Raw genomic sequence first — 24648 nt, forward strand, 5'->3', positions numbered from 1 at the left:
CTTATTGCTTGATGATTTGCAAAGGACTCATGTGCCTCATTCGGTAACAGTTCATAGCTGTAGCGCCCAACTGGTTTATAAGCCTGTAATTGGCAATAGCGCCAACAGCGGCACCTATTACCGGTAACAACTGCGCCATTTTAGCCAGGTCAATATAATCGCGATATTCTTGCTGAAATATGCGCCAGTCAAACTCAGCCACATCATTTGGTAAGGAGCCGCTGTAACCCTGCCATTCGGCTACCAGCTGATAAATTTCATTACGCCGTTGCTGGCTGGAGAAAGCCAGTTGAAATATGTAGAGGATATACAAACGCTCTTTATAATCTTTAACGTTGTGGCCATACAACGCCGCAATCTCAAACAAGAGTTTTAACTTGATGCTTAACAACAACGGAAAGTCGGCCAGGCCCAATAAAAAGCCACCGGCACCGGTGATGGCACCTTCAACAGTAGCTGTCTTTTGATAGTTCTCAATCTTCTGCCTAACCAGCACCTCGCGCATTTGTAACAACATATCCTGCGCAGGCACGTCGCCGGTAGTATACTTGGCGCCGAACAACACAGCCTTAATCATCTTTTCTATAGCTACGGTTATAGCCTGATGAACTTTTTCGGGAATATATTCATTAATTTTACTCTGCACCGTTTTAGACAACTTGTCGGTGAGAGAAGGCTTCTTTTGCATACGGTGCTGCCAAAACTGCAACTCGATATGCGCTTGCTGTTCATAGATAGTCATGATGCTGCAATTAAGCATTTATTTTGCTTAACCTTAAAGCTTATACCGGCAGCAGCTCAACATTATTCGTCAGTAAAGGGCAGATAACGAAACAAAGTTGTAGGTAATTGTATGTCGCTTTGTTTCTAATTTAAAATGCAGATCAAACATTGAAATCAATTAGTTTGTCCTTATAAAAGCCTCCAACATTTTGCTCAAACTTACAAAGCAACGGCAAAGCATAGACAATAACCAAACGTATGACAAGCACCACAACAACAGACATCGTTTATTTTACAGTAAGTAAAGTAATGAATGTTGTCGGTATAGGTTATATCATCACTGGTCATACTGCAAATGGCGCCGTGAAACCCGGCGCTATAATCTGGTTAGACAACGAATCTTTTTTTGTGATTGACGCAGTTGAACAAATTGAATATGCCGAAAATTCGAAAGTAGAAACGGCACTCATCTTGGAGGTTATAAAATATGATGAGGTAAAGCTATTATTTGCCATACATCCAGGTCAAATTTTAGCCATTAAAACCCTTCTATAGTTCACCTATCCAAACGGTAAAAAAGTAAAGCTATCATTTAACCTTGGAGCTTAAGGCACACCGTGTAAGCTGATTAAACCTATTCTGAAAACAGCGAAAGCCCGGCGACATCATGTCGCCGGGCTTTCGCTGTTTTGTTCGTAAAGCTCAAATTATCTTAAATCGACAACCTCTACTCCGGGATGAGCCTTTACATTGTAGGTAAACACATCTGCACCAATGGCGGAGTTAGGCGTCAGGCTGTTGATGGTATACAAGTAACGACTACCATTTTTATCAAACATTTGCGCACTGTAAATCTGCTTTTTGGCAGCGTCAATGAGTAGCTTTACCTTAAAAATATTTTGCTTGGCATCAACCGGGGTAAGCTCAATGGCCTGGTAACTTTTGCCGCCCTGCTTTTGCAAACCGGTGTAAATGTATTTATAGCCTTTTTCGTAAATGGTAAAAACTTGTGCCGGGTTAAGACCCTCTGTATTATTCTTCACGTCATTCACCTGCACTTCCTTTTCGCGGGGCAGATAAGTCCATAATGTTTTACCATCGCTGGTAATTTCTTGTGCAACGGCTGTTTTAGCCGTGTTACCATACACTGTTAGTTTGTACTTATTAGTTTTAGCCTGGGTATACAAAGTGCCCGATTGTGTCTGATTGACTTTATCCTGAGGGCTTTGTATATTAATAGTAAAGTCGCTTTTAACGGTATTATAAGAACGGTATTTCTGACTTACGCCATTTAAAATGCTTTTAGCTTGGGCATCTTGCTGAGCAAAAGCAGCCGAAGCAGGCATCGCAATCAATATTAAATAAGCAAATATCTTTTTCATAGGGGTATGTTCTGTTGTTCGGCCCGGCTACAGCCAGGCCCAGTTATTTGTTACAATTGATGGTTAGAACAACAGAAGCAGTGCTAAGTTTAACCGCGTGCAGATTTTTGTATCTCTTCCAGGTGACGCTCCAGGCTGTACTCGTCCGGATATAACACCTCACGGGCTTTACTGCCTTCAAACGGACCAACAATACCGGCCGCTTCTAACTGGTCAATGATACGGCCAGCACGGTTGTAACCTAATTTAAGTTTACGTTGAACCAGAGAAGTGGAGCCCTGCTGATGCAAAACAATTAAACGGGCGGCATCCTCAAACATCGGATCGCGGTCATTGGGGTCAAACTCTTTCGGACTGTTAGCTTCACCTTCGCCTACATACTCGGGCAGCATAAAGGCACTTGGATAGCCGCGCTGGTTACCAATGAAATCTGAAATTTTTTCAACTTCAGGTGTATCTACGAATGCACATTGCAAACGAATTAAGTCACTTCCGGTTGAAAGCAGCATATCACCTCTACCAATCAGCTGGTCGGCGCCGCCTGCATCCAAAATAGTGCGCGAATCTATTTTAGATTGCACCCTGAATGCTAAACGCGCCGGGAAGTTGGCCTTGATAGTACCCGTAATAATATTTACTGACGGGCGCTGCGTTGCAATAACTAAGTGAATACCCACTGCACGTGCCAGCTGCGCCAAACGGGCTATGGGCATTTCTACTTCCTTACCGGCAGTCATCATCAGATCGGCAAACTCATCCACTACCAGTACAATAAAAGGCATAAACTTATGGCCGTTTTCAGGATTCAGTTTACGATTGATGAATTTTGCGTTATACTCTTTTAAATTGCGAACCTGCGCATCCTTCAGCAAGTCATAACGCTGATCCATCTCAATACACAATGAATTCAGCGTGTTAATCACCTTCTTGGTATCGGTGATAACAGCATCGGCCTCATCGGGCAACTTAGCCAAAAAGTGGCGTTCAATTTTTCTGAATAAGGTAAGTTCAACCTTTTTGGGGTCAACCATTACAAATTTCAACTCTGAAGGATGGCGTTTGTAAAGCAGAGAAACCAATATGGCGTTAATACCTACCGATTTACCTTGCCCGGTAGAACCTGCTACCAGCAAGTGAGGCATTTTGGCTAAATCAGCTATAAATACCTCGTTAGAGATAGTTTTACCTAATGCAATAGGCAAATCCATAGTGGTATTTTGAAACTTCTCTGTAGCCAAAACAGAGCGCATAGAAACCATTTCAGGGTGCTGATTAGGAACCTCTATACCAATAGTGCCTTTACCCGGCATAGGCGCGATGATACGAATACCCAAGGCCGCCAAGCTTAAAGCGATGTCGTCCTCTAAATTTTTAATTTTAGATATACGCACACCAGGCGCCGGAATTATTTCGTAAAGTGTTACCGTGGGACCAATGGTTGCCTTAATCTTATCAATCTCAATATTGTAGTGATTAAGCGTCTCTACAATTTTATTCTTGTTGGATTCGAGCTCGCCTGCGTCAACGTTTATTTTGTTGGTGCCATAATTTTCCAACAGTTCCAATCCCGGGTACTTGTAAGAAGAAAGATCAAGTTTTGGGTCAAAGGTTCCGAATTTTGCCACCAGTTCGTTAGCAGAAACCTCGGGCGCTTGCTCAATGCTTAACTCAGGCAGAGGGCGGGTATCTTCTACTGTAAACGGAACTTCATCTTCTGCTTCAGGCACATCAGCATCATCTAAATCTTCTTCCGCAACAGCAGTATTGGTTGGGCTTAATACAATCGGCTCATGAACCGGCGCATTTACTATAACAGCCGTTTGTGCTACAGTATGCGGCAGCACAGGCTCGGGTAAAAGCGGCTCAACAACTGCGGGTCTGTTTAATGGTTCCTGGCGCAGGCGTTCGGCAACCGGCACTGTTGCAGCACCGGATACTGCACCATCATCGCGTATACGGTTATTGGCACGGGGCCACTCTACCGGCCCGGATAACAACTCGTCATCCAAGTCAACACCTTCTGGGCTTACGTTATCTACAGAATCCGGTTTTACCAAAATCCGTTTAGGGCGTTCGGGTAATTTAAAATCAATATTGTAGGCAATAATCAGAACCGTTAAGGCTGCAAATACCAGTAAGCAACCAGTGCCGGCCTGCCCTATCTGGGCGTTTAATAAACGTGTGCTCCAATAGCCAAACTCGCCTTCCAGGTAATGCGCGTAGTCACTCACAAAGCCGTGCAAAAAGCCAATAGCAATCGAAAAAAACACCAAACTGAACAATGAATAAGCCAGCATCTTGCCCATCGGAAATAACCGTACCTTAAATAGCATACGGTAACCAATTACAAAAAATATCATGACGAAGATGAACGAGGCTACGCCAAACCACTCATACATAAATTGGTTGGCCATTAAAGCACCCAATTTACCTAACCAGTTTTCGACCACCGGGTTGTTTACACCATTATCTAAAAGCTCTTGCTCAGTTTTAAAAAGGTTGCCCCAACCGCCGTTAGCCTTAAGCACATAGCTTTGGTCTGACTGCCAGGTAAACAAATACGATGTAAAAGCGATGAGAAAAAAAACAGATATGACCAGGCATAAAAGGCCAACAATTTTAATTGCCCTTCCATCGCCAAAGTTAAAAGTTGGCAAATTCTCCAGCTTGCGTTTCATAACCTTCTCGCGCTCGGTACGGGCACCGATACCTTGTCGCGGACGGCTTTCATCTCTGAAAGAATTTGATTTAAACTGATTTCCTTTTGGCGGCATCTCTATCAACAGTTAAAGTACAAATATAAAGTTAATAGATAAGATTTGCATTTGGCACGGTTTTTAATTTACTAAAGTACAAACGATTGAATATGGGACGATTAGAATACTTAATTACTACTGGTGATGTTAACGCACTAAATCAATTGCTGGCTCAAAACCCAGATTTGGCAAGGACAACAATTGATGAGGATGTATCACCTTTAATGCTGTCTTGCTTTTATAAAAAGCCTGCTGCAACATCTGTATTGCTTAAATACATCGATAAATTAGACATTTTTGAAGCTGCTGCAGCTGGAAAGTTTGATATCTTAGCGTATTTGGTGTATTCTAACCCCGAACTGGTTCATACTTATAATGCTGACGGTTTTACTCCGTTAGCACTGGCTTGTTACTTCGGTCAGTATGAAGCTGCCCGTTACCTGTTATATAAAGGCGCGGATGTTAACCAGCCTTTAAAAGGTGAGTCGGGTATACGCCCAATTCACTTGGCTGTTGCTGGTAACCACCTGGACTTAGTACGTATGTTATTAGAACATAATGTACAGTTAAACATACAACATGATACTGGAATTACTCCACTTCATTACGCTGCTAAACACGGTGACCCTGAGATGCTTATATTACTTTTAGAGGAAGGTGCTGATGTAACTTTAACCATGGAAGATGGCTCTCTTCCTGCCGACTTAGCCCGCAATAACGGCTACCAAGAAATAGCCGAAATTCTGAGCATGTAAAATCGACATCCCATATATATTAAAAAGCCTTTAACCTTTGGGTTAAGGGCTTTGTCATTTACAGGGCAATAGCATGCAGCCATCAGAGCTGAAGGCTGCATGCTTAAATATTTAGTCGGAAGCTGGCTTTACACTAAAGATATTGCGCAACTTTACGAACACTTCTTACCGTAACGATGTTACCTTTTAACATCGTGAATAACTTATATTATTATGAAGGCCGAAAAAATGGTGATGCTTACCGGGAAACAATACCAAGAGATTAAGAGCGAACTGGATAAACAGTCGCCGCTGCAATATAACATAGGCACTAACGGCAAGCCGGAATTGTTAAACATCACAGATATTTATCTGGACACCGATCCGGAGTTTACCCGTAATCCCAAGCAATACGCCGAAGTAAGCAACGATAACTATGTGCAGGTAAAGGTAGAATATGAAGAGTAAGTAACAGTAAAATAGCTTAAGTTGATTGCAGAATGATTCAGTCGACTTTTATTGCACCTGTTTACGTAATTTTGCGGCGATGGTGAAGAATAGCATTGCGTTGCTGCTGACGTTACTGATCAACCTTTCTGTTTATGCTCAAAACACAGACACTTTACAACAGGTGGTATCAGGCAGAGCGAATAGTTTAGCGCAGCAGGCAAAACCCTACGTGATATTAATTTCTGTTGATGGTATGCGGTATGACTATGCAGAAAAGTACCAGGCACGTCATCTATTAGCATTAAGCGCTGGCGGTGTAAAAGCCAAGGCTATGCTGCCATCCTATCCATCCATTACTTTTCCTAATCATTACACGCTAATTACTGGCTTATATCCTGCTCACACAGGATTAGTATGTAATCGTTTTTATGATCGCAGACTCAACGCGGCCTATTCGTCAAAGTCTGCTACGGCTACCGAGGCTCGTTGGTATGGCGGTACGCCCTTATGGGTATTAGCCGAAAAACAAAAAATGGTAACGGCAAGCTTCTACTGGGTAGGATCCGATGCCCCCATCCAAGGCACCTACCCTACCTATCGCTTTAAATATAACGAACAAATTGGCATTAACAGCCGCATTCATACCGTAGTTAACTGGCTAAAGTTACCACCGGAAAAACGCCCGCATTTAATTAATCTATACTTTCCGCAGGTAGATCATGCCGGTCATTACTTTGGGCCGGATGCTCCGCAAACCAGACAGGCCGTTTTATTTATTGATTCGGCCATCAACGAGTTGCAAAAACAAGTAAAACAAACAGGCCTTGAAGTCAACTTTATTTTATTGTCAGATCATGGCATGACGAAATCTAATAATAACAACCCATTCACTATACCAGCCAGCATCGATACCTCTAAATTTAGAATAACCGGCGAAGATGTATTGGTAGAAGTTTACGCCAAAGACAGTACAAATATCCAAGCTATTCAAAGCACCTATAAAGCACTAAAAACTAATGCCCCAGAACAATATGATGTCTATCTGAGAACACATACTCCGGCTCAATGGCACTACAATAAGGCTAACGACAGATACAACCGCATTGGTGATATTTTACTGGTACCAAAAGCACCTTACGTTTTTATTTACAGTGCAAATGCTAAACACAACCCGGGCACTCACGGTTATGACCCCAGGTTAGTACCCGAAATGAAAGCCAGCTTCTTTGCCTGGGGACCAGCATTTAAAAAACGGAGCGATATAAATGAGTTTGAAAATGTAGAAGTGTATCCTGTAGTTGCGCAGTTATTAGGCTTAAAAATCACACAACCAGTTGACGGCAGTAACCGCCTCGCAAGAAAGATTTTAAAATCAAGGCGCAATTAGAATATAATAGTCAGCACAAAAGGTGAAGCCTTTATTTATGAATAATCTGATTAGCACCTTTCCTAATCAGGTTAACTAAAAATAGCATAAACATAAAAAAAGCGCTTAATTAAGCGCTTTTTTTATGTTTAACAACATGGTTAATATCAAGTATTAACGCATGAAATTACTCAATATCGCCAACACTTGTTCAGTAGTTAATGGCTCATCAAAAGCCTCCTGAGCAGCGCTAGTAGAAACGAAGCCCGCAATATTCACATTAGCTTGAGTAGTATTAGCCTCGCCTGCGTAAACAGCAGCAGCAGCAGTTGCAGCCGCTGCTGGGGCAGCAACACCACTTGCAGTAGCACCATCACCAGTAATCCATGGTTTAATGGTTAACGATGTGTTACGAATAGCTCTTAAGCGGCGTAAAAACGCAGCATGACGGGCCTCAACAGAGTGAATATTCAATGCTGCAGTTAATACTGCTGCATTTCCCAGCAAAAATGGTGCTTGACCTTTATAAGCACGAACACCAGTATCCTCAAACGCGTTTAACACTGCTAAAAATACATTGTAGTCGGTGAATACGGTAGGAAACGGTGCTGTAGAAGCGGTGGTAGAAAACTTATTACCAGTGTAATCAAAATTCGGCGTGTTTGCTGCAAAGCTTAAAGCCGCATTGGTTGAACTGATATTGTTGCCAAGCTGAAGTTTCAAAAACGTTACGTGCTTAGTTTCAACGTCACGCAATAATGTAATTGCAGGCCTGTCTTGGGCAGGAATTAAATTAGCGCGTCCAAGGCCAGTATTATACAAACCTAATTCAGCAATTTCTGCAGTTAAAGCGAAGTTTAAAACGTCTACTACCGAACGTGTTGCAGTTTGGCCGTAGGCTTTTTTAAATAACGTACTGAATGCAAAAGGTAATGCAGCAGCGGCTACCTTAGTACCAAAGCTGGTTATATTTTTTATGGCAGCACGGCGCGGACTAATTCTGTCCTTGAATTCCGGATCTGCGGTGTGGATATCTTCAATAAGATTTAAAAGATTCATAGTAAAATGTTTTGATAGCTGTTTAGTTAATTACATTAAGTTTGGAGCAATAAGCGGTTTACCAGATATAAACTGGTTAGCCTGATCTAAAACTTTTTGCGGAGTTTGAGACAATTCCAAACCACTTCCTGAAACGTTTACAATCGTATCTTCTTCAATAGCAATTCCTAATAAAAGGCGGATTAGAGCAGCATGGCGAGCCTCTACCGAAACAATTTTACCAGCCAATGTCAAGTAGTCGGCACTTTTAATTAAGTAACCGGCACCGTTGTATGCGGCAACACCTAAATCTTCAAAAGCCTTTGCATAGCTTAATACACTTGTTCTGTCGGCAAAATTGATTTTGCTAAAGTTTGGAGTTAAAGCTCCAATAGCGTTACCGCCTAAGGCAGTCTTGAAGAACTCACGGTGAGCAACCTCATGATCGCGGATATCAGTTAAAAAATTCCTTTCTGTAGTACTGATATTTGCGTATGGACTTGATACAACCTGAGTGTAAAATGCAGCCTCTAATTGCTCCAAAGCATAAGCATAGTTTAATACGGCCAAATCACCTGTACCCAAATCAATAGCGGTAGGGTCGCTTACTACGCCGCCATGTTTTTGGCAAGACGAAGCAGTAGCCACAACTCCGGCAGCAATGGCACCAGCACCGGCAAACTTCAGAAAAGACCGTCTGGCCATTCCTTCTTTAGCAAGAACATCTTCTTGTGTCGTTGTTTTCATAAGTAAGTATTATTTGTATTAGATTATTACTATTACAATTTTGTTAATCATTAGTTTTACAGATTTAGCAGTTAAGCATTTTGTTACATTTGTTTTGTGAGTAACACCGAACAATATGTTGAAGCATTGATTTTTGCGTCAGAACAGGGCATTCGTTTAGAGGAAATAATATATTGCCTTCAGGCTGCGTTACATGCAGAAACTGATACCCCGGAAATACAGGAAGCGATATATAAAATAGAACTTAAATACCAGGATCCCGCTTTCGCAATTGAACTGGTAAAAATCAATAACGGCTATCAGTTTTTAACTAAAAAAGCTTACCACGCAGTGATTAACCAGTTGCAACTGCAACGCTCGAAGAAAAAGCTCAGCCAGGCTGCGCTTGAAACCCTGGCCATTATTGCCTATAAACAACCGGTTACCAAAGTTGAAATTGAACAGATAAGAGGCGTAAATTGCGACTACTCTATACAAAAATTGCTCGAGAAAGAATTGATTGCCATAGCTGGCCGGGCAGAAACAATTGGCAAACCCATACTCTACGCTACTAGCAATTTATTTGCAGATTATATGGGCATAAACAGTATAAAAGATATGCCGTCGTTAAGTGAGTTGAGCAAAAATGAAAACGCCATTGGTAATCAGCAAGAATAAATTTTTAACAGCGTTTTAACTGCGTTGATTTTTAATTATTTTTGAAATAACAACAACCGCCGTTAATATTAATACCTGAAAAAGTTAACAGAATATAGTTACCCATTAACAGATTGACTATGCAAACGCCAAGAACAACTGCAAGCAAGAGCATTTTTAATAGCGACCTGGCTATTAAAGCAGCCGGCAAACCGGCTGAGCAAACGAAATTAAACGACGATGATTTTGATGACGACTTTGAAGACGAGCCATTAGATGATCTTGATGATGATGGCACACGTTACGACGATGACGACGACGATTATTAATTTTGTTTAATAACTGATATTTTTGTGCAGCATCCGGTTGTTCCGGATGCTTTTTCATTATCTGCCAGTACATCAACATGACCATTACCGAAGTCAGCGATAAAGATACCCGGAAAGCCTTTTTAAACACAGCACGGTATATATACCGAAACGACCCCAACTGGATTTGTCCGCTGGATAATGACGTGGAATCTGTATTTGACCCAAAGCGGAATGTGTTCTTTAATTTTGGTAATGCTAAACGCTGGATTTTAACCGGCGATGATGGCAAGCCCGCCGGGCGTATTGCTGCGTTCATCAACGAAAAAAAAGCATATAATTACGATAAACCTACCGGTGGTATTGGTTTTTTTGAGTGTATAGACAATGAAAAAGCAGCCTTTTTACTGTTTGATACCGCTAAAGATTGGCTAAAGCAGCAGGGCATGGCCGCTATGGATGGCCCTATCAATTTTGGTGAGAACGATATGTTTTGGGGACTGTTGGTGGAAGGTTTCATGCCACAATCTTACGGTATGAATTATCATCCGCCGTACTATAAAAAGCTTTTTGATGAATATGGCTTTACGTTGCTATATGAGCAAATTACTAACCATATAAGTGCTCATAAACCTTTTCCCGATAGATTTACTAAAATTGCTAATTGGGTAGCCCAAAAGCCCGGTTACACATTTAAGCATCTTAAAACTTCGGAGATAGAGCAGTTTGCCACCGACTTTATGGAGATTTACAATGATGCCTGGAAAAACTTCGAAAACTTTGTACCTATACAAAAGGCAACCATTTTTGAGACTTTTAGAAAAATGAAAGCTATTATGGATCCAAACCTAATTTGGTTTGCCTATGTAGACCATGAACCGGCTGCCTTTGTGGTGGTACTGCCGGATGCCAACCAAATGATTAAAACACTAAACGGAAAGCTCGACCTCATTGGTAAACTTAAGTTTTTATATTACCGTTGGAAAGGCGTAAACCGTATGCGGGCCGTAGTAATGGGCACGAAAACCAAGTTCCAGAAACATGGATTGGAATCAGTTTTGTTTATTAAACTAAAAGAGTATGTGCTGCCTTTAAAGCAGTATGATGAAATGGAACTATCGTGGGTAGGCGACTTTAACGATAAAATGCTGGCCTTGCACGAAGCAATGGGTGGTGTATTAGGGAAAAAACACGCCACCATGCGTTACATTTTTAATTAGATGATTGTGCTTAATTAATGAGTATATAACAAAATACTCATTTTAACGCCAAGCGCTAATGATTAAAAAAAGCCGGCAAGTAAAACCACTTACCGGCTTTCAAATTTATGCACTCACTTTATTTTGTCGAAGTTCTTCAAATAATTCGATTACTTTTTTCTGGAGATCAATAACTTCAGTTTCCCTATCCATCAGCTTTTTATTAACGTTCTCCAACTCATTAACGTACTTCTGCTCGTACTCTGCGTCGTTAAAGGTGAGTAATTGAACCACCGACATATCAAACAAATTAGATATCTGTTCTAATCTTGATAAGTTGATGTCGGTAATACCTGTTTCAATTTTTGAAAAAGCAGGGATTGAAATGTCCAGTCGTTTGGCCACATCTTCCTGACTCCAACCTTTTTGATGTCTTAATAGTCTAATTTTTTTGCCGAGTGTTTTCATTTTAATTTTAATATTTAGAATAGGGATTTCGCAATAGTTAAATAAAGATATACTATAACTTCATTTTTTCAAAGCCTGAGTTTATTTATCCCAGTAGTTTTTCTGTTAGTCTTGTTAAATCAAGACCGCCAAAATTTCCAGAACTCATTAATAATAAGTTCTTTCCGGTTAATTCTTGTTTCGCTAAATACTCTTTCAACTTTTCTGGCTGGTCAAAGTAAATTAGGTCTGGCCTCTTAATTGTACTTCTTACGAAACTTTCTTCGTAAGGTTGCATCTTTTTATGAAAAAAAGTTTCTGAATGGATAAAAATTATTGCTGTATCAGCTTCATCCATGCACCCTGCATATTCTCCTAAGAAATTTTTGTTCAGGCTACTGAAAGTGTGTAACTCCATGCATGCTACCAATTTACGCTCAGGAAACTGAGTTTTAACTGCATGAATAGTTGCTTTTAACTTAGAAGGCGAGTGTGCAAAATCTTTATAAATATTGGTACTGTCACTTTTCCCTAACAACTCCAAACGCCTGGCCGCACCTTTAAAAGTGCGCATGCTGCTGTAAAAATTATGCGAGGTAATACCTAATTGATTGCAAATATTTCTGGCAGCTTCGAGGTTGAGCAGGTTGTGCTCACCAAATACCTGCAATTCATACTTTTCATCCTCAAACAGCACCGTAGTAACGCCGTTGTTAACCTCATAGGCAGGTGCATGGTACGGAAACTTTTGTATCGCCGAGTTATCGCCGGCAATCACTTTCTCCAGCACTTCGTCATTACCTGCGTAAAACAAAGTACCATCAGGCTCCATGGTATTAATAAAGGTGGCGAACTGCTCAATGTAATTTTCAAACGTAGGAAACACGTTAATGTGATCCCAGGCAATACCGCTGATTACCGCCAGATTGGCGCGGTAAATGTGAAACTTTGGACGCCTGTCTATCGGAGATGACAGGTATTCATCACCTTCAATAATCATTAACGGCGCATCACTCAGCCCTACCATAGTATCAAAACCCTCCAACTGCGCTCCTACTAAGTAATCAAACGCTTTGCCTGCCGCCTGCAAAGCATGTAATATCATGGAAGTAATGGTAGTTTTACCATGGCTCCCGCCAATAACCACTCGCAGCTTGTCTTTTGATTGCTCATAAATATACTCCGGGTAAGAATATATTTTTAATCCGGCTTGTTGCGCAGCTAACAATTCCGGATTATCAGGCCGTGCGTGCATACCTAAAATAATGGCATCTAAAGCAGACGTTATTTTTTCAGGATACCAGCCATATTCTGGAGGCAATAAATTATATCTGGCTAATCGGGATACGGAAGGCTCGAAAATAGCATCGTCTGATCCGGTTACTTCGAAACCTTTTTTATGTAAAGCAATAGCCAGGTTATGCATAGCACTGCCACCTATGGCTATGAAATGTACTTTCATTTAATATATTAACAATTGAGCAATTGCCTACAAAATAAAGAAAAAATCTTTTAACCTGTAACAAAAGTTATACACGTGCTCATCAAATTCACATCTCATTTAACTAAATGGGATTGTAATATTTACGTCATACGTAAGCAAAAGCTTTGAAATAGGAATAAGATGTACGAAAATTGTACTGTAATAAAATTAATTACAGATGACCGGACGCTTTCAAATTGCTGTACATATCTTAACGCTGCTACACTCGGCTGGTGCCGAAAGCCTGTCGTCAGATTATATGGCCGGAAGTATTAATATTAACCCGGTACTGGTACGTAAAGAGCTGAGCGGTTTGCGTAAGGCCGGTTTAGTGCAAAGTAAAGAAGGTAATACGGGAGGATATACTTTAGCCAAACCAGCACAGCAAATTAGTATTGCAGATATTTACAATGCAGTAGCACAAGCCCCTTTACTGGGCAAAGCACGTAATTTACCCAACCCTGCTTGTCCAATAGGCCTACAGATTAACCAACATATGGATACGCTTAACGAGCAGATTAACGAAGTAGTGGTTGAACATTTGGGGCACCAAACACTCGAACAATTTTATAATCAATTTAATTAATCATTAACCGTAAATCATTTAGTATATGAAAATAGCCGTTATTGGAGCCACAGGTTTTGTAGGCCCTAAAGTTGTTGCCGAAGCTTTAACCCGCGGACACGAAGTTACCGCATTTGCCCGTCAGCCAGAAAAGCTGGATATTGAAAACGAGCACTTAGTTAAGCAATCAGCCGATGTATATAATGCCGATATTTTAGCGAATTTACTGGTAGGCCACGATGCCGTTATCAGTACCTTTAACGCAGGTTGGACCAACCCCGACTTGTATAACGATTTTTTAAAAGGATCACGCGCCATACAGCAAGCTACTAAACAGGCCGGCGTTAAGCGTTTTATATTTGTGGGTGGCGCAGGCAGTTTAGAAATTGCACCCGGCGTGCAATTAGTAGATACACCTGAGTTTCCGGCTGCTTATAAACCGGGCGCAACGGCAGCCCGCGATTATTTAAACGAGCTGCGCCAAGAACAAGAACTTGACTGGACGTTTTTGAGCCCTGCCATCAACCTGCATCCCGGCCAGCGTACCGGTACCTTCCGTACTGCTACAGCACAGCCTGTATTTAACGAGGCCGGTCAAAGTGACATTTCTGTTGATGATTTAGCTGTTGCTTTGATTAATGAAGTAGAAAACAATCAATTTGTAAAAGCCCGCTTTACAGTAGGCTATTGAATATCAGACCCTTATATATAGGCCTATACTTAACAAATAGTATGGGCCTATTTCTTTATACATCTCACTACCCACCCTTAAAGTTAAGGGTTATTTAAGGTGAAAAAAGTTAAAGCCTCACTATTAGCCAGTTAAATTTTCGCTAATGGCTTTACAAAACCTTAAGTTAAAATTAAGGTTTTCTTGTTGATGAATAGTGAGACTACTGCAACCCAAAATACGCTGCAACTTTATCCTTACCAGGAAGCCGATATTAATACTTTGTTTGAGCGCATGGCGCAATCTTCGGGTAATAAAAGGCTACTATACCAGTTACCTACGGGCGGAGGTAAAACCACGATATTTTCAGAAATAGCTAAACGTTTTATACAGCAATACAACCAAAAAGTTATTATTCTTACTCACCGGCAAGAATTGTGCAACCAAACATCTACGCGATTAAAGGTACTTGGCGTTAATAACAAGGCGATTGTAAGTACCGTAAAAAAGCTTAGCAAGCGTGAGAATTACTCCTGCTTTGTGGCCATGGTTGAAACACTAAAAAATCGTATCAAAGACGGTATCATCAGTACAAATGAAATTGGATTGGTGATTATAGATGAAGCGCATCATAATTCTTTTCATAAATTGTTGGGTAATTTTAGCAATGCCACCGTTTTGGGCGTAACAGCTACCCCATTCAGCTCCGACATTAATTTGCCTATGCGTAAAAATTATGATGAGCTAATTGTTGGCGAAAACATTGAGTCGTTAATTCAGCAAGGCTATTTGGCTAAACCCGTGAGCTGGCGGTATGATGTAGAACTTAACTCGCTAAAAACCGGCATCCATGGTGACTTTACAGTAAGTACATCCGATGAGTTATACTCGTCGCCGGCTATGCTCGAGCTGCTATTGCATGCCTATGAAGAGCATTCAAAAAACAAAAAGACGTTAATTTTTAACAACGGTATTTTTACATCGAAAGCGGTTTGTCACCATTTTGAAGAAGCCGGTTACGCCATCAGGCATTTAGATAATTATACCTCTGCAGCCGACCGAGTGGAGATATTAAAATGGTTCAAAAAAACCAGAGGAGCGATATTAACATCAGTATCTATCCTGACTACCGGCTTTGACGAACCTTCCATCCAAACAGTAATTCTTAACCGGGCAACTACGTCTATTACCCTGTATCATCAAATGATTGGTCGTGGCTCCAGAAGATTACCACAGAAAAAAACGTTTAACATCATAGACTTAGGTAACAATACGGATCGTTTTGGCGAATGGAAATCTGCCGTAGACTGGAAATCAGTTTTTGAAAGCCCTGAGGCTTATTACGAGGGTATGCATAGCCAAACCAGCTACGAGGCTCATAACATCCCCGCTGATTTACGTGCCTGTTTCCCTAATAGTTTACAGGTATCTTTTGATGTACAAAAGGCTTATCAAGAAGCTGTAGACAGCGGTAAAAAAGCCCGTGTGGTAATGAGTGAGTCGGTGAAGCAGCACGCTTTAATGTGTATTGCAAACAGCCAGACCACTACCGAAGCTTTAGCGCTTACCCAAGAACTCAACAAAGAGATTGAATGGCGCATAAAACAATATGCCAAATGCCTGGGAAAAGTGACTAAAAATTACACCGAGTGGTTACAAGAAGACTACAAAAACAAACTTAATCTTTTGATTCAACGTGCCATGCGCCGCCGCGACGTTTCAAAGATGGCATCGTAGTTTAACCAGCAAAAGGTAATGTAAACCAAAAGGTGCTGCCTTTACCCATCTCGCTGGTAGCACCTATTTGACCATCGTGTTTTTTTATTATTTCTGAGCAGATGTATAAACCAAGACCCAAGCCCGAATATTGGTGGCCTCCGGTGTCGACCCTGTAATATCGTTCAAATAAATAAGGTAGCTTTTCGGGCGGGATGCCCATACCAAAATCTGTTACCGATACTTTTACCATATCATCAACTTTTTGATAACCGATCTGTATCTTTTTTGAGTTAGGGGCGTATTTAACAGCGTTGTTCACAAAGTTATCTAACACCTGGTCTATTTTACCAGCGTCTGCATAAACTTTGAGGTCATCGTCGCCATTTGTTTGCAATTCATACACTCCATCAATTCTAATATGATGGCAGCAATTTTTCACCAAGTCACCTATTTGAAATACAGACTTATCCAGTAACAGTTGCCCTTCGGTAAGTTTGGTAGCATTAAGCAAATCATTAATTAATACACTTACTTTATTTAAGCTTTTGTTTGATTGTTCTATCAGCACCGGCAGCATTTTTGGATTCGGGTTATCTTTCATCCGCTGCAATAACTGCAATGATGCTTTTAAACTGGTTATTGGAGTGCGCAGTTCGTGGCTGGCTACGCTAATAAACTCATCTTTTTGCTGTATAGCCTTCCGCCGGTTAGTAACGTCCATAAAAGTGCCTATACCCGCTACAATATTGCCATCTTCATCCTTTACCGGAGCGGCGTTGATCGATATATAGAACCGGTCCTGGTCTGGTGGCTGCACACCGATCTCAAAATCATAAACCGGTTGCCCAGTCGTCAGCATAATAGCCATCGGATGCTCATGGCTGGGTAAAGGCGATCCATCGAGCCGTAAATTTTGCCACTGTGGATCATCGTACGTACGCTCCAATATGGTGCTTTGCTTTAGCCCTAATATACGTTGTGCCATAGGGTTAGCATAGGTCATCTTTCCATTTGCGTCGGTAATTCCAACGCCTTCAGCCATGGTTTCCAACATCAGCGCCAAACGTTGCTGGTTTTCGTACAGTTCTTTAGTGCGGTCTGCAACCTTCTGCTCTAAATCTGCATTTAGCCGTTGCGTTTCTGCCTGGGCTTCTTCCAATAATGCATTCTGATGCTTTAGCAAACGTTGCGCTTCTTTTTGCTCCGTCAGGTCAGTCAATATTAAACTCAGGGATGGTGCGTCTTTGGTACTAAGCATCGCGAGTGACACAGATACTGGCATTTCTACGGAGCGTTGCCCCTTTAACGTTAATTCCCCTTTCGTGTTATTGAATCTGGCGTCATCCAACAAACTGATACAGCGCAACGAATCATCCGCCGACACCAATTGAGTAAAATCTTTACCAATTACTTTTTCGAGTGGTATACCAACCCATTCCGCGAAACGGGAGTTACAGTATTGGATCGTCCTGTCAGCATTGAGCAATGCCGCTCCCTCATTCATTTGTTCGATGAAAAAACGGTAAGTAATATCAGCATTTTCGAGTGTGTAAAGCTGATGCCCATCGTTAGATTTTATGAGCAATGCGTCTACATCTCCCGAGCGAATTGCTTCAATCAGTTCGTTAGCTTCTTCTAACTGGTAACGAGCTTCTTCCAGTTCGTTTTTGAGTTCCTCGATGGTTTTTTGCCTTTCCAATTTAAAAACAAACTTTAAACGTTCAAGCCACGAAGTACACGGGCTGTATCAGACATATCACCCACCAGAATGCGCTTAGGTACTGGAGCTTTCTTAATTAAAAGTGGCACAGCTGTAATATTTTCTGTCACAACCCATTCAGGCTGTTGATGAATATCTATTATCTCAAGCTCATACCGGTCTTTAAGATGCTCCTCTAATATTTTTTGCAGATTATTAATGGCTCTTACAGACACCGGAGAATTACCGGCAACAAATAAACGTAGCTGATACTGCCCATCATAGGGTTCATCCCAATTTGGAAACTGATTACTGGCCATACGAGCAATTACGCTTCAGCATACATAAAAACATTTGACCCTAATTTTTTGTGCGGATATCCAAACCTACCAAAACTTTCTCCCGGTTAGATAAATCACCAATAATCCGCCGCAAAGGTTCGGGTACTTTCTTCACCAACGTAGGTACGGCTAAAATCTGGTCGCCCTCAGCAAGCTGCGGCTGTTCCAAAAGATCAATAACCTCAATAGTATATTGACAGTTCAAATCTTCTTCGCAATATTTTTGCAAATTTTTTAAAGCTGTAATTGATTTTTGCGTCTTACCTGCTATATAAAGCCTCAGCTCGTAGGTTTGTTCCACTTTATTTTTTCTTTTTACCAGCTTTAGTTTCGCCGGCGTTTACATTTATGTTGCCTCTCCTCAATTCTGTCATCTTTTCGCGGGTTTGCTGCATCACCTCTTTTTTTATCTCTTCCTCGATGTAAACCTTATTCAGTTCTTCTTCAGTCGACTCAAATTCAGTTTTTAAACTATCTATCTTAGCTTCCAGCACCTTACGTTTACGTAGGAGTTCCCTATCTTTACGGCTAATAGCGTGTGTATGTAATACTTGTCCGGTTTCTTCCAATAATTTTTGTGCTTCACGGGCAGAACCAGTTAACACACCTTCCGGACCTAAATAAACTTCAATTAAGTCCAGCCCGGCATCTGTAATAACAAATTCCCTTACTTGGTTAGAGTGCTTCATACCCCGCGATTTCATTACATGCAAACCGCGGTTACGCTCTCCATTCATCTCAATGTCTTTAATCTGCAGCCAGGCATCCACCAATGAAGATACACCTTCGTCGGTTTGCTCATTAACAATATTGTTAAGTGTTAAAGCTGTAAACATCACCGTAATCTGCTCTTCCTGTAAAAAATCAATCAGCCTAACCAGCATCGATTTCACATCACTTACAGTGCCCACAGTAATCAAATTGGTAATGGGATCGAGCACAACAACTTGCGGTTTAAATTTCTTGATAGCTTTGTGTATAGCCACCAAGTGCATCTCTAAACCATATAGTGTAGGCCGTGAAGCAAAAAATTGCAGAAACCCATCATCAATATGGGCTTGCAAATCCATACCGATAGATTGCATGTTACGAATAATTTGCCTTGGCGACTCTTCGAAAGCAAAAAACATACATCTGTTTTTCTGGCTACAAGCGTTGTTTACAAAACTTGCAGCAACACTGGTTTTGCCAGTGCCGGCTGTGCCGGATACCAAGATACTGCTGCCCTTATAAAAACCTTCTTTGCCAAGCATTTGGTCTAAAGATGGGATGCCTGATGATACGCGTTCTGTAGACGCTGGTTTGTTAAGCAAAAGGGAAGTGACAGGAAGCACGGATATGCCCTCCTCATCTATCAAAAAAGGATACTCGTTAGTACCATGCACCGAGCCGCGATATTTTATAATACGCAGCCGCCTGGTTGATATTTGATTGATAATGCGATGGTCAAGCAGAATAACGCAATCAGACACATACTCTTCTAAGCCCTGGCGCGTTAGTGAGCTATCGCCACGTTCACCGGTTATAATAGCCGTTACACCTTTATCTTTTAAAAACTGGAACAACCGGCGCAACTCGGCCCTCAATATCGTTTGGTTAGACAAGCCGGAAAATAAGTTTTCTAAAGTATCTAATACCACCCTTTTGGCGCCAATACTGTCAATGGCATGGTTAAGCCTGATAAATAAACCTTCTAAATCATACTCACCGGTTTCTTCAATTTCGTTTTTATCGATGTGGATATAATCTATCCTGATTTTTTTCTCTTGTTGAAGTTTGTTCAGGTCGAAGCCAAGCGAGGCCACGTTAGCAGCCAGTTCGTTTGCCTTTTCTTCAAACGCTATAAATACACCGTTTTCGTTAAACTGCTGCGCCCCCCTCACAATAAACTCAAGCGAAAACAGTGTTTTGCCACAACCGGCGCTTCCACAAATAAGTGTTGGCCGCCCGGTAGGTAGTCCGCCTAACGTTACCTCATCCAAGCCTATGATGCCTGTCGGAGTTTTAGCTAATGAAGGTGATAGTATAGTGGAAGGATTTATTGCTTTTGAAGGCATTTGATGTTGTACTAAGTAAAGTGCCTAAATTACACAATTAACTGCTTAGCTAAAATAAAATCACTTTCGTTAGTTTAAAACTGTAAACGTTATATTAATAATTAAATAAAAGTCCATTTTGCAACAAATGATTATTGTTAATTATTTGGCATTTACTATGAGTAAAAGTCAAGTATTGTTGCAACTATTGATTCACTTAAATTGGAGTAATAAAAATAAGAGCTAATTTATTACATTACTTGGCCTCCATTTTCTGGCAAAGTTTATGGATCAATACAATTTTATGTCTGCCCGAGTTGTTATTTTAGCAGCGCAATAAAAAGCCTTAGAATTTACAAACCTCAATATGGAAATAGGCATCAGCACCTTTGGAGAAGTACAACCGGATGGTAAATCCGGTACCGCTATACATGCACACGAACGTGTACAGCAGTTACTGGAAGAAGTGAAGCTGGCCGACGAAGTAGGTTTAGATGTTTATGCATTTGGAGAGCACCACCGCCCGGACTTTGTGATATCGGCACCAGAAATTATGATTGCAGCTGCCGCCTCAACCACTAAAAGCATCAGGCTGTCAAGCTCAGTAACCGTGCTAAGTTCGGCCGATCCGGTTCGCACATTTCAAAATTTCGCTACGGCCGACCTGATTTCGGGCGGACGTGTTGAAATGATTGCCGGCCGGGGCTCATTCATCGAATCGTTCCCGCTTTTTGGTTATAATTTGGATGAATATGATGATCTTTTTTCTGAAAAACTGGGGATGTTTATGCAGATTAACAGGCAAGAAAAGCTTACCTGGCAGGGACGGTTTCGCGCTCCTATTAACAATCAAGGCATCTATCCGCGACCATTACAGCCGGCTATTCCGGTTTGGCTGGGCGTTGGTGGCACACCGGCGTCTGCCGTGAGGGCCGGAAAGTTAGGGCTCCCTATGATGATTGCTATATTGGGCAGTGCACCAAGGCACTTTGTTTCGTTTGTAGATACTTACCGCGAAGCGGCTCAAAAAGCAGGGCACGAAGTAAGTAATTTACAATTGGGTATCAGCTCACAATTTTACGTGGCCGAACAAAGCCAGCAAGCGGCCGATGAGTTCTACCCATCTTACGAAGCGCTCATGAACCGCGTAGGCCGGGATCGTGGCTGGTCGCCCATGAGTAAAGCGCAGTTTGAATATTTGCGACAGGATGGCCCCCTGGTAGTAGGCAGCGTACAACAAGCAATTGACAAAATTTTAGGGCAACACGAATTGTTTGGTAATACCCGCTTTTTAGCACAACTGGTAACCGGCCACACACACCACAAACAAATACTTAAAGCCATAGAGCTATTAGGCACCCAAGTAGCACCTGCCGTGCGTAAAGCGTTAGGAAAATGAACCGACTAACCCAATTATACATCTGTTAAGGTTGCTTCTTTTCGCCGTTCGCCAATTTGCTGGCGCCACATGGCATAGTACAAACCTTTAGCATTCACCAGCTCGGTGTGTGTTCCGGTTTCTGCTATCTTCCCTTTTTCGAGTACTACAATATGGTCGGCATGCATAATGGTGCTTAGCCGGTGCGCAATGAGAATGGTAATCTGCTCGCGCCGGGCAGATATCGATCTTACAGTGTCTGTAATTACTTCTTCAGTAATAGAATCAAGCGCTGAGGTAGCCTCGTCAAAAATTAATAACTTGGGATGCCTGATCAGTGCCCGCGCTATAGAAATCCGCTGCTTTTCGCCTCCCGATAGTTTCAATCCACCCTCCCCTAAAACCGTATAAACGCCTTTATCGGTTCTGCTCAGCAGCTGGTCGCAGGATGCTTTGTGCAACGCTTCCATCATTTCCTCTTCAGTAGCATCAGGTTTAACAAACAAAAGATTTTCTTTAATGGTGCCGGCAAACAGTTGGGTATCCTGGGTAACAAAACCTATCTGTCGGCGCAACTCGTTATACCTAATGTCGGCCGATGGTATACCATTAAAATATATCTCACCTTCTACCGGCCGGTATAGCCCAACCAGCAGTTTTACCAAAGTGGATTTGCCCGAACCTGACGGACCGACAAACGCAACAGTTTCTCCCCTGCTGGCCTGAAATGAGATACCATCCAAAGCATTATGCTGCGCTGTTTTGTGTCTAAAAACAACATTATCAAATTGCAAATTTTCTAATGGCCCAATTTCTATAGGCTCTTCGGGCCGTTCTTCAATCGGCTTTTGCATTAGTTGGTCAAACAGCAGCAACGACGCTTCTTCTTCGCGGTACAGCAGAATGATATTTCCCAAATCCTGTAAAGGCACAAAGATAGATGTAGAGATAAACTGCATGGTAATCAATTCGCCCGTAGTGAGTACGTTTCTAAAAATGAGCCAAAGCAAGATGAATAAGATAGACTGCCGCAGTAAATTAAGCGTAGCGCCCTGTAAAAATGAAAGTGTACGTACGTGTTTGCTTTTCTTCATTTCCAGGTCGTAAATACGCTGAGTGTACTCCTTCATTCTGCGTATTTCCGGAAAGGTAAGCCCTAAGCTTTTAACCAGCTCTATATTGCGTAATGATTCGGTAATGGCTCCGGTAATTTGTAGTGTTTGCTTATTGATAGAACGCTGTACCGTTTTTATCTTCTTACTGAGTAAGCCGGTTAGCCCCCCCATAACTACAATACCGATAAAGAAAACAGGTATCAACGCCCAATGCTTGGTAACGGCGTACCATATTAAAAAGATGATGCCTACTACAGATGAAAAAAGAATATTTATAAAAGAATTGATAAACCGCTCGGTGTCGGTACGAACCTTCTGCAACACTGCCACCGTTTCGCCGCTTCGCTGTTCTTCAAACTCCTGAAAACTTAAACGCAAGGTACGTTTAAGTCCGTCGTTAAAAATCTGCATGCCAAAACGCTGTACCACTATGCGCATCAGGTATTCTTGTATGGCCTTGCTTAACCGTGCCAGCAATGCAATGCCGGTTGCCACCAATAACCAAAGTAAAACTTCTTTTACTTGCTTATCAGAAGCATGAACTATGGTTTTGCCGGTAAAGTCGTCAATAATTTTACCGAATATTAGAGGGTCGAGCATGGTGAGCACCTGGCTGGCACCTGCCAGTAATAAAGACAGGGCAACCAGCCAGCGATGCGGTTTTAAATAGTTCCATAATACTCTCATGCAGGTTAGATAACCCGTTGTTAAAACAAGTGTTTTATAGTATAAGGTACTTTACCATACCGGCTATTACTAAAATCCGGCTGTTAAAACGCAATAAGGCTTTAATTACGCTATTACAACAACAAGTTCATACTTTAGTATATGCTTAAAATAATCAAATCAATGGTGATGATGCTGCTTTTTGCATTAATTGCCTATAATGTTTGTGCACAAGACACACGCACACTAATTAATGAGGGCAACCAGTTAAGCGCTAACCGTGACTACACCAGCGCTATCGAAAAATATAAAGCAGCACTGGCTACAGAGGCCGATAATATTACAGCCAAATATCAATTGGGGTTTGCGCTGAATGCCGTTGGTAAAGGTCAGGAAGCCATCCCCTATTTACAAGCTGCAGCCAAAAGCGGGAATACCGCTGCCATAAAAAGCAGTGCCATGGGATTGTTAGGCAGTATATATGATCGGGCCAACCAGCCCAAATTGGCTATACCTAATTATATAGAAGCCATCAAGCTTGATTCGGCCAATTATGCTTTGCAGTATGGCTTAGGGCTGGCCTACTTTCGCGACCATCAGTATGATGACGCAGAACGTGCGGCGGTAAAAGCGCTTAGTCTTGACCATTCGGCAGCACCAAGTATGCGTTTATACGCTCTGGTTACTTTTCATCAAAATAAGCGGGCTCCTGCCCTGCTGGGTTTGCTCACCTTTTTGTGGATGGAACCAACAGGTACTCATGCTGCCGAAGCTAACGAGAATATGCAGCACATTCTTGACGGCAGTGTTTTAAAGCCAGATCCTGGCACACAGCCTGTGAGACTAAGTACAAGCCATGCTACTTTAAATGCTGCGATTATTAAAGCCGTTAATACCGTTGCTCAACAAAAACCTGCTGCTTCTGATGTGTTTGCTCAACAATTAAAATACATTTTGATAGCACTTAACCAGCAAGGTAACGGGCAAATAGCCGGGTCTGCGTTTACATCCCAATTGTTAAGCTTTTATTACAACCTGGCCCAATCGCCACATATTAACGCTTTTGCACATTATATAAAGCAAGGCGTTAGTAAAACCGATTTGGCTTGGGTAACTGCACATCCGCAGCAGCTTTTAGCTTTAAAGGAATGGGTTAAAAATAACGGCCAGCCCATTATTCGATAATTCGT

General features: G+C 41.7%; 24 protein-coding genes. 12 read left to right on the forward strand and 12 right to left on the reverse strand.

From position 1 onward, the window contains the following. Position 1: 1 nt before the first annotated feature. Complete coding sequence (locus AAGR14_RS16070; protein WP_342645257.1) at positions 2-742, reverse strand: EcsC family protein; 741 nt, start codon at positions 740-742, stop codon at positions 2-4. A 239-nt stretch (positions 743-981) separates the two neighbouring features. Here AAGR14_RS16070 and AAGR14_RS16075 point away from each other — a divergent pair, with 239 nt between their 5' ends. Continuing rightward, a complete protein-coding gene (locus AAGR14_RS16075; protein ID WP_342645258.1) occupies positions 982-1278 on the forward strand; it encodes a hypothetical protein in 297 nt (98 codons plus the stop codon). A 152-nt stretch (positions 1279-1430) separates the two neighbouring features. Here AAGR14_RS16075 and AAGR14_RS16080 read toward each other — a convergent pair whose 3' ends face one another. Both AAGR14_RS16080 and AAGR14_RS16085 read right to left on the reverse strand, forming a co-directional pair. After that, positions 1431-2105 carry an outer membrane lipoprotein carrier protein LolA gene (locus AAGR14_RS16080; protein WP_342645259.1) on the reverse strand — a complete coding sequence of 225 codons (675 nt, stop codon included), beginning with the start codon at positions 2103-2105 and terminating at the stop codon, positions 1431-1433. Positions 2106-2194: 89 nt separating this feature from the next. Then, on the reverse strand, positions 2195-4879 hold the full coding sequence (locus tag AAGR14_RS16085; protein WP_342645260.1) for a DNA translocase FtsK: 2685 nt from the start codon (positions 4877-4879) through the stop codon (positions 2195-2197). A 92-nt stretch (positions 4880-4971) separates the two neighbouring features. Between AAGR14_RS16085 and AAGR14_RS16090 the strand changes: the two genes are divergently transcribed. From AAGR14_RS16090 to AAGR14_RS16100, 3 genes are all read left to right on the forward strand, one after another. Further along, positions 4972-5616, forward strand: coding sequence for an ankyrin repeat domain-containing protein (locus AAGR14_RS16090; protein WP_342645261.1), 645 nt, complete (start codon positions 4972-4974; stop codon positions 5614-5616). A gap of 213 nt (positions 5617-5829) precedes the next feature. Then, positions 5830-6063, forward strand: coding sequence for a hypothetical protein (locus AAGR14_RS16095; RefSeq protein WP_342645262.1), 234 nt, complete (start codon positions 5830-5832; stop codon positions 6061-6063). A 79-nt stretch (positions 6064-6142) separates the two neighbouring features. After that, complete coding sequence (locus tag AAGR14_RS16100) at positions 6143-7432, forward strand: ectonucleotide pyrophosphatase/phosphodiesterase (protein ID WP_342645263.1); 1290 nt, start codon at positions 6143-6145, stop codon at positions 7430-7432. Positions 7433-7585: 153 nt separating this feature from the next. On the opposite strand, the gene AAGR14_RS16105 is transcribed toward AAGR14_RS16100, so the two are convergent. Continuing rightward, positions 7586-8470, reverse strand: coding sequence for a ferritin-like domain-containing protein (locus AAGR14_RS16105; protein ID WP_342645264.1), 885 nt, complete (start codon positions 8468-8470; stop codon positions 7586-7588). Between the two features lie 30 nt (positions 8471-8500). After that, positions 8501-9196: a ferritin-like domain-containing protein gene (locus AAGR14_RS16110; protein WP_342645265.1), complete on the reverse strand. Its 696-nt coding sequence runs from the start codon at positions 9194-9196 to the stop codon at positions 8501-8503. A gap of 96 nt (positions 9197-9292) precedes the next feature. Between AAGR14_RS16110 and scpB the strand changes: the two genes are divergently transcribed. From scpB to AAGR14_RS16125, 3 genes are all read left to right on the forward strand, one after another. After that, the gene (gene scpB, locus AAGR14_RS16115; protein WP_342645266.1) at positions 9293-9853 is read left to right on the forward strand and encodes an SMC-Scp complex subunit ScpB; all 561 of its coding nucleotides are present in this window, start codon (positions 9293-9295) and stop codon (positions 9851-9853) included. A gap of 119 nt (positions 9854-9972) precedes the next feature. Beyond that, positions 9973-10161, forward strand: coding sequence for a hypothetical protein (locus AAGR14_RS16120; RefSeq protein ID WP_342645267.1), 189 nt, complete (start codon positions 9973-9975; stop codon positions 10159-10161). Positions 10162-10238: 77 nt separating this feature from the next. Next, positions 10239-11360 (forward strand): GNAT family N-acetyltransferase, encoded by a 1122-nt coding sequence (locus AAGR14_RS16125; RefSeq protein ID WP_342645268.1) that lies wholly within the window; start codon positions 10239-10241, stop codon positions 11358-11360. Positions 11361-11465: 105 nt separating this feature from the next. Here AAGR14_RS16125 and AAGR14_RS16130 read toward each other — a convergent pair whose 3' ends face one another. Then, on the reverse strand, positions 11466-11807 hold the full coding sequence (locus AAGR14_RS16130) for a helix-turn-helix transcriptional regulator (protein ID WP_342645269.1): 342 nt from the start codon (positions 11805-11807) through the stop codon (positions 11466-11468). Between the two features lie 85 nt (positions 11808-11892). Continuing rightward, entirely contained in the window at positions 11893-13248 is a 1356-nt protein-coding gene (locus AAGR14_RS16135; RefSeq protein ID WP_342645270.1) for a Mur ligase family protein, read from the reverse strand. Positions 13249-13447: 199 nt separating this feature from the next. Here AAGR14_RS16135 and AAGR14_RS16140 point away from each other — a divergent pair, with 199 nt between their 5' ends. The 3 genes from AAGR14_RS16140 (at position 13448) to AAGR14_RS16150 (ending at position 16241) form a co-directional block, all read left to right on the forward strand. Further along, on the forward strand, positions 13448-13855 hold the full coding sequence (locus AAGR14_RS16140; protein ID WP_342645271.1) for an Rrf2 family transcriptional regulator: 408 nt from the start codon (positions 13448-13450) through the stop codon (positions 13853-13855). Positions 13856-13880: 25 nt separating this feature from the next. After that, positions 13881-14525 carry an NAD(P)-dependent oxidoreductase gene (locus AAGR14_RS16145; RefSeq protein WP_342645272.1) on the forward strand — a complete coding sequence of 215 codons (645 nt, stop codon included), beginning with the start codon at positions 13881-13883 and terminating at the stop codon, positions 14523-14525. 189 nt (positions 14526-14714) lie between these two features. Next, positions 14715-16241, forward strand: a complete 1527-nt coding sequence (locus AAGR14_RS16150; RefSeq protein ID WP_342645273.1) for a DEAD/DEAH box helicase — start codon at positions 14715-14717, stop codon at positions 16239-16241. Position 16242: 1 nt separating this feature from the next. Here the strand turns inward: AAGR14_RS16150 and AAGR14_RS16155 are convergent, their stop codons facing one another. The 4 genes from AAGR14_RS16155 to kaiC are packed head-to-tail and all read right to left on the reverse strand — an operon-like array spanning position 16243 to position 20320. Then, positions 16243-17922, reverse strand: a complete 1680-nt coding sequence (locus AAGR14_RS16155; RefSeq protein ID WP_342645274.1) for an ATP-binding protein — start codon at positions 17920-17922, stop codon at positions 16243-16245. A gap of 14 nt (positions 17923-17936) precedes the next feature. After that, the gene (locus tag AAGR14_RS16160; RefSeq protein ID WP_342645275.1) at positions 17937-18242 is read right to left on the reverse strand and encodes a circadian clock KaiB family protein; all 306 of its coding nucleotides are present in this window, start codon (positions 18240-18242) and stop codon (positions 17937-17939) included. Between the two features lie 40 nt (positions 18243-18282). Continuing rightward, entirely contained in the window at positions 18283-18564 is a 282-nt protein-coding gene (kaiB, locus tag AAGR14_RS16165; protein WP_342645276.1) for a circadian clock protein KaiB, read from the reverse strand. A 1-nt stretch (position 18565) separates the two neighbouring features. Next, on the reverse strand, positions 18566-20320 hold the full coding sequence (kaiC, locus tag AAGR14_RS16170) for a circadian clock protein KaiC (RefSeq protein ID WP_342645277.1): 1755 nt from the start codon (positions 20318-20320) through the stop codon (positions 18566-18568). Positions 20321-20666: 346 nt separating this feature from the next. Between kaiC and AAGR14_RS16175 the strand changes: the two genes are divergently transcribed. Then, the gene (locus tag AAGR14_RS16175) at positions 20667-21698 is read left to right on the forward strand and encodes an Atu2307/SP_0267 family LLM class monooxygenase (RefSeq protein ID WP_342645278.1); all 1032 of its coding nucleotides are present in this window, start codon (positions 20667-20669) and stop codon (positions 21696-21698) included. Between the two features lie 14 nt (positions 21699-21712). Here AAGR14_RS16175 and AAGR14_RS16180 read toward each other — a convergent pair whose 3' ends face one another. Next, positions 21713-23479, reverse strand: coding sequence for an ABC transporter ATP-binding protein (locus AAGR14_RS16180; RefSeq protein ID WP_342645279.1), 1767 nt, complete (start codon positions 23477-23479; stop codon positions 21713-21715). 141 nt (positions 23480-23620) lie between these two features. Here AAGR14_RS16180 and AAGR14_RS16185 point away from each other — a divergent pair, with 141 nt between their 5' ends. Then, positions 23621-24643: a tetratricopeptide repeat protein gene (locus AAGR14_RS16185; protein ID WP_342645280.1), complete on the forward strand. Its 1023-nt coding sequence runs from the start codon at positions 23621-23623 to the stop codon at positions 24641-24643. Positions 24644-24648: the final 5 nt, after the last annotated feature.

It is taken from the genome of Mucilaginibacter sp. CSA2-8R (genome assembly GCF_038806765.1).
Classification (GTDB): domain Bacteria; phylum Bacteroidota; class Bacteroidia; order Sphingobacteriales; family Sphingobacteriaceae; genus Mucilaginibacter.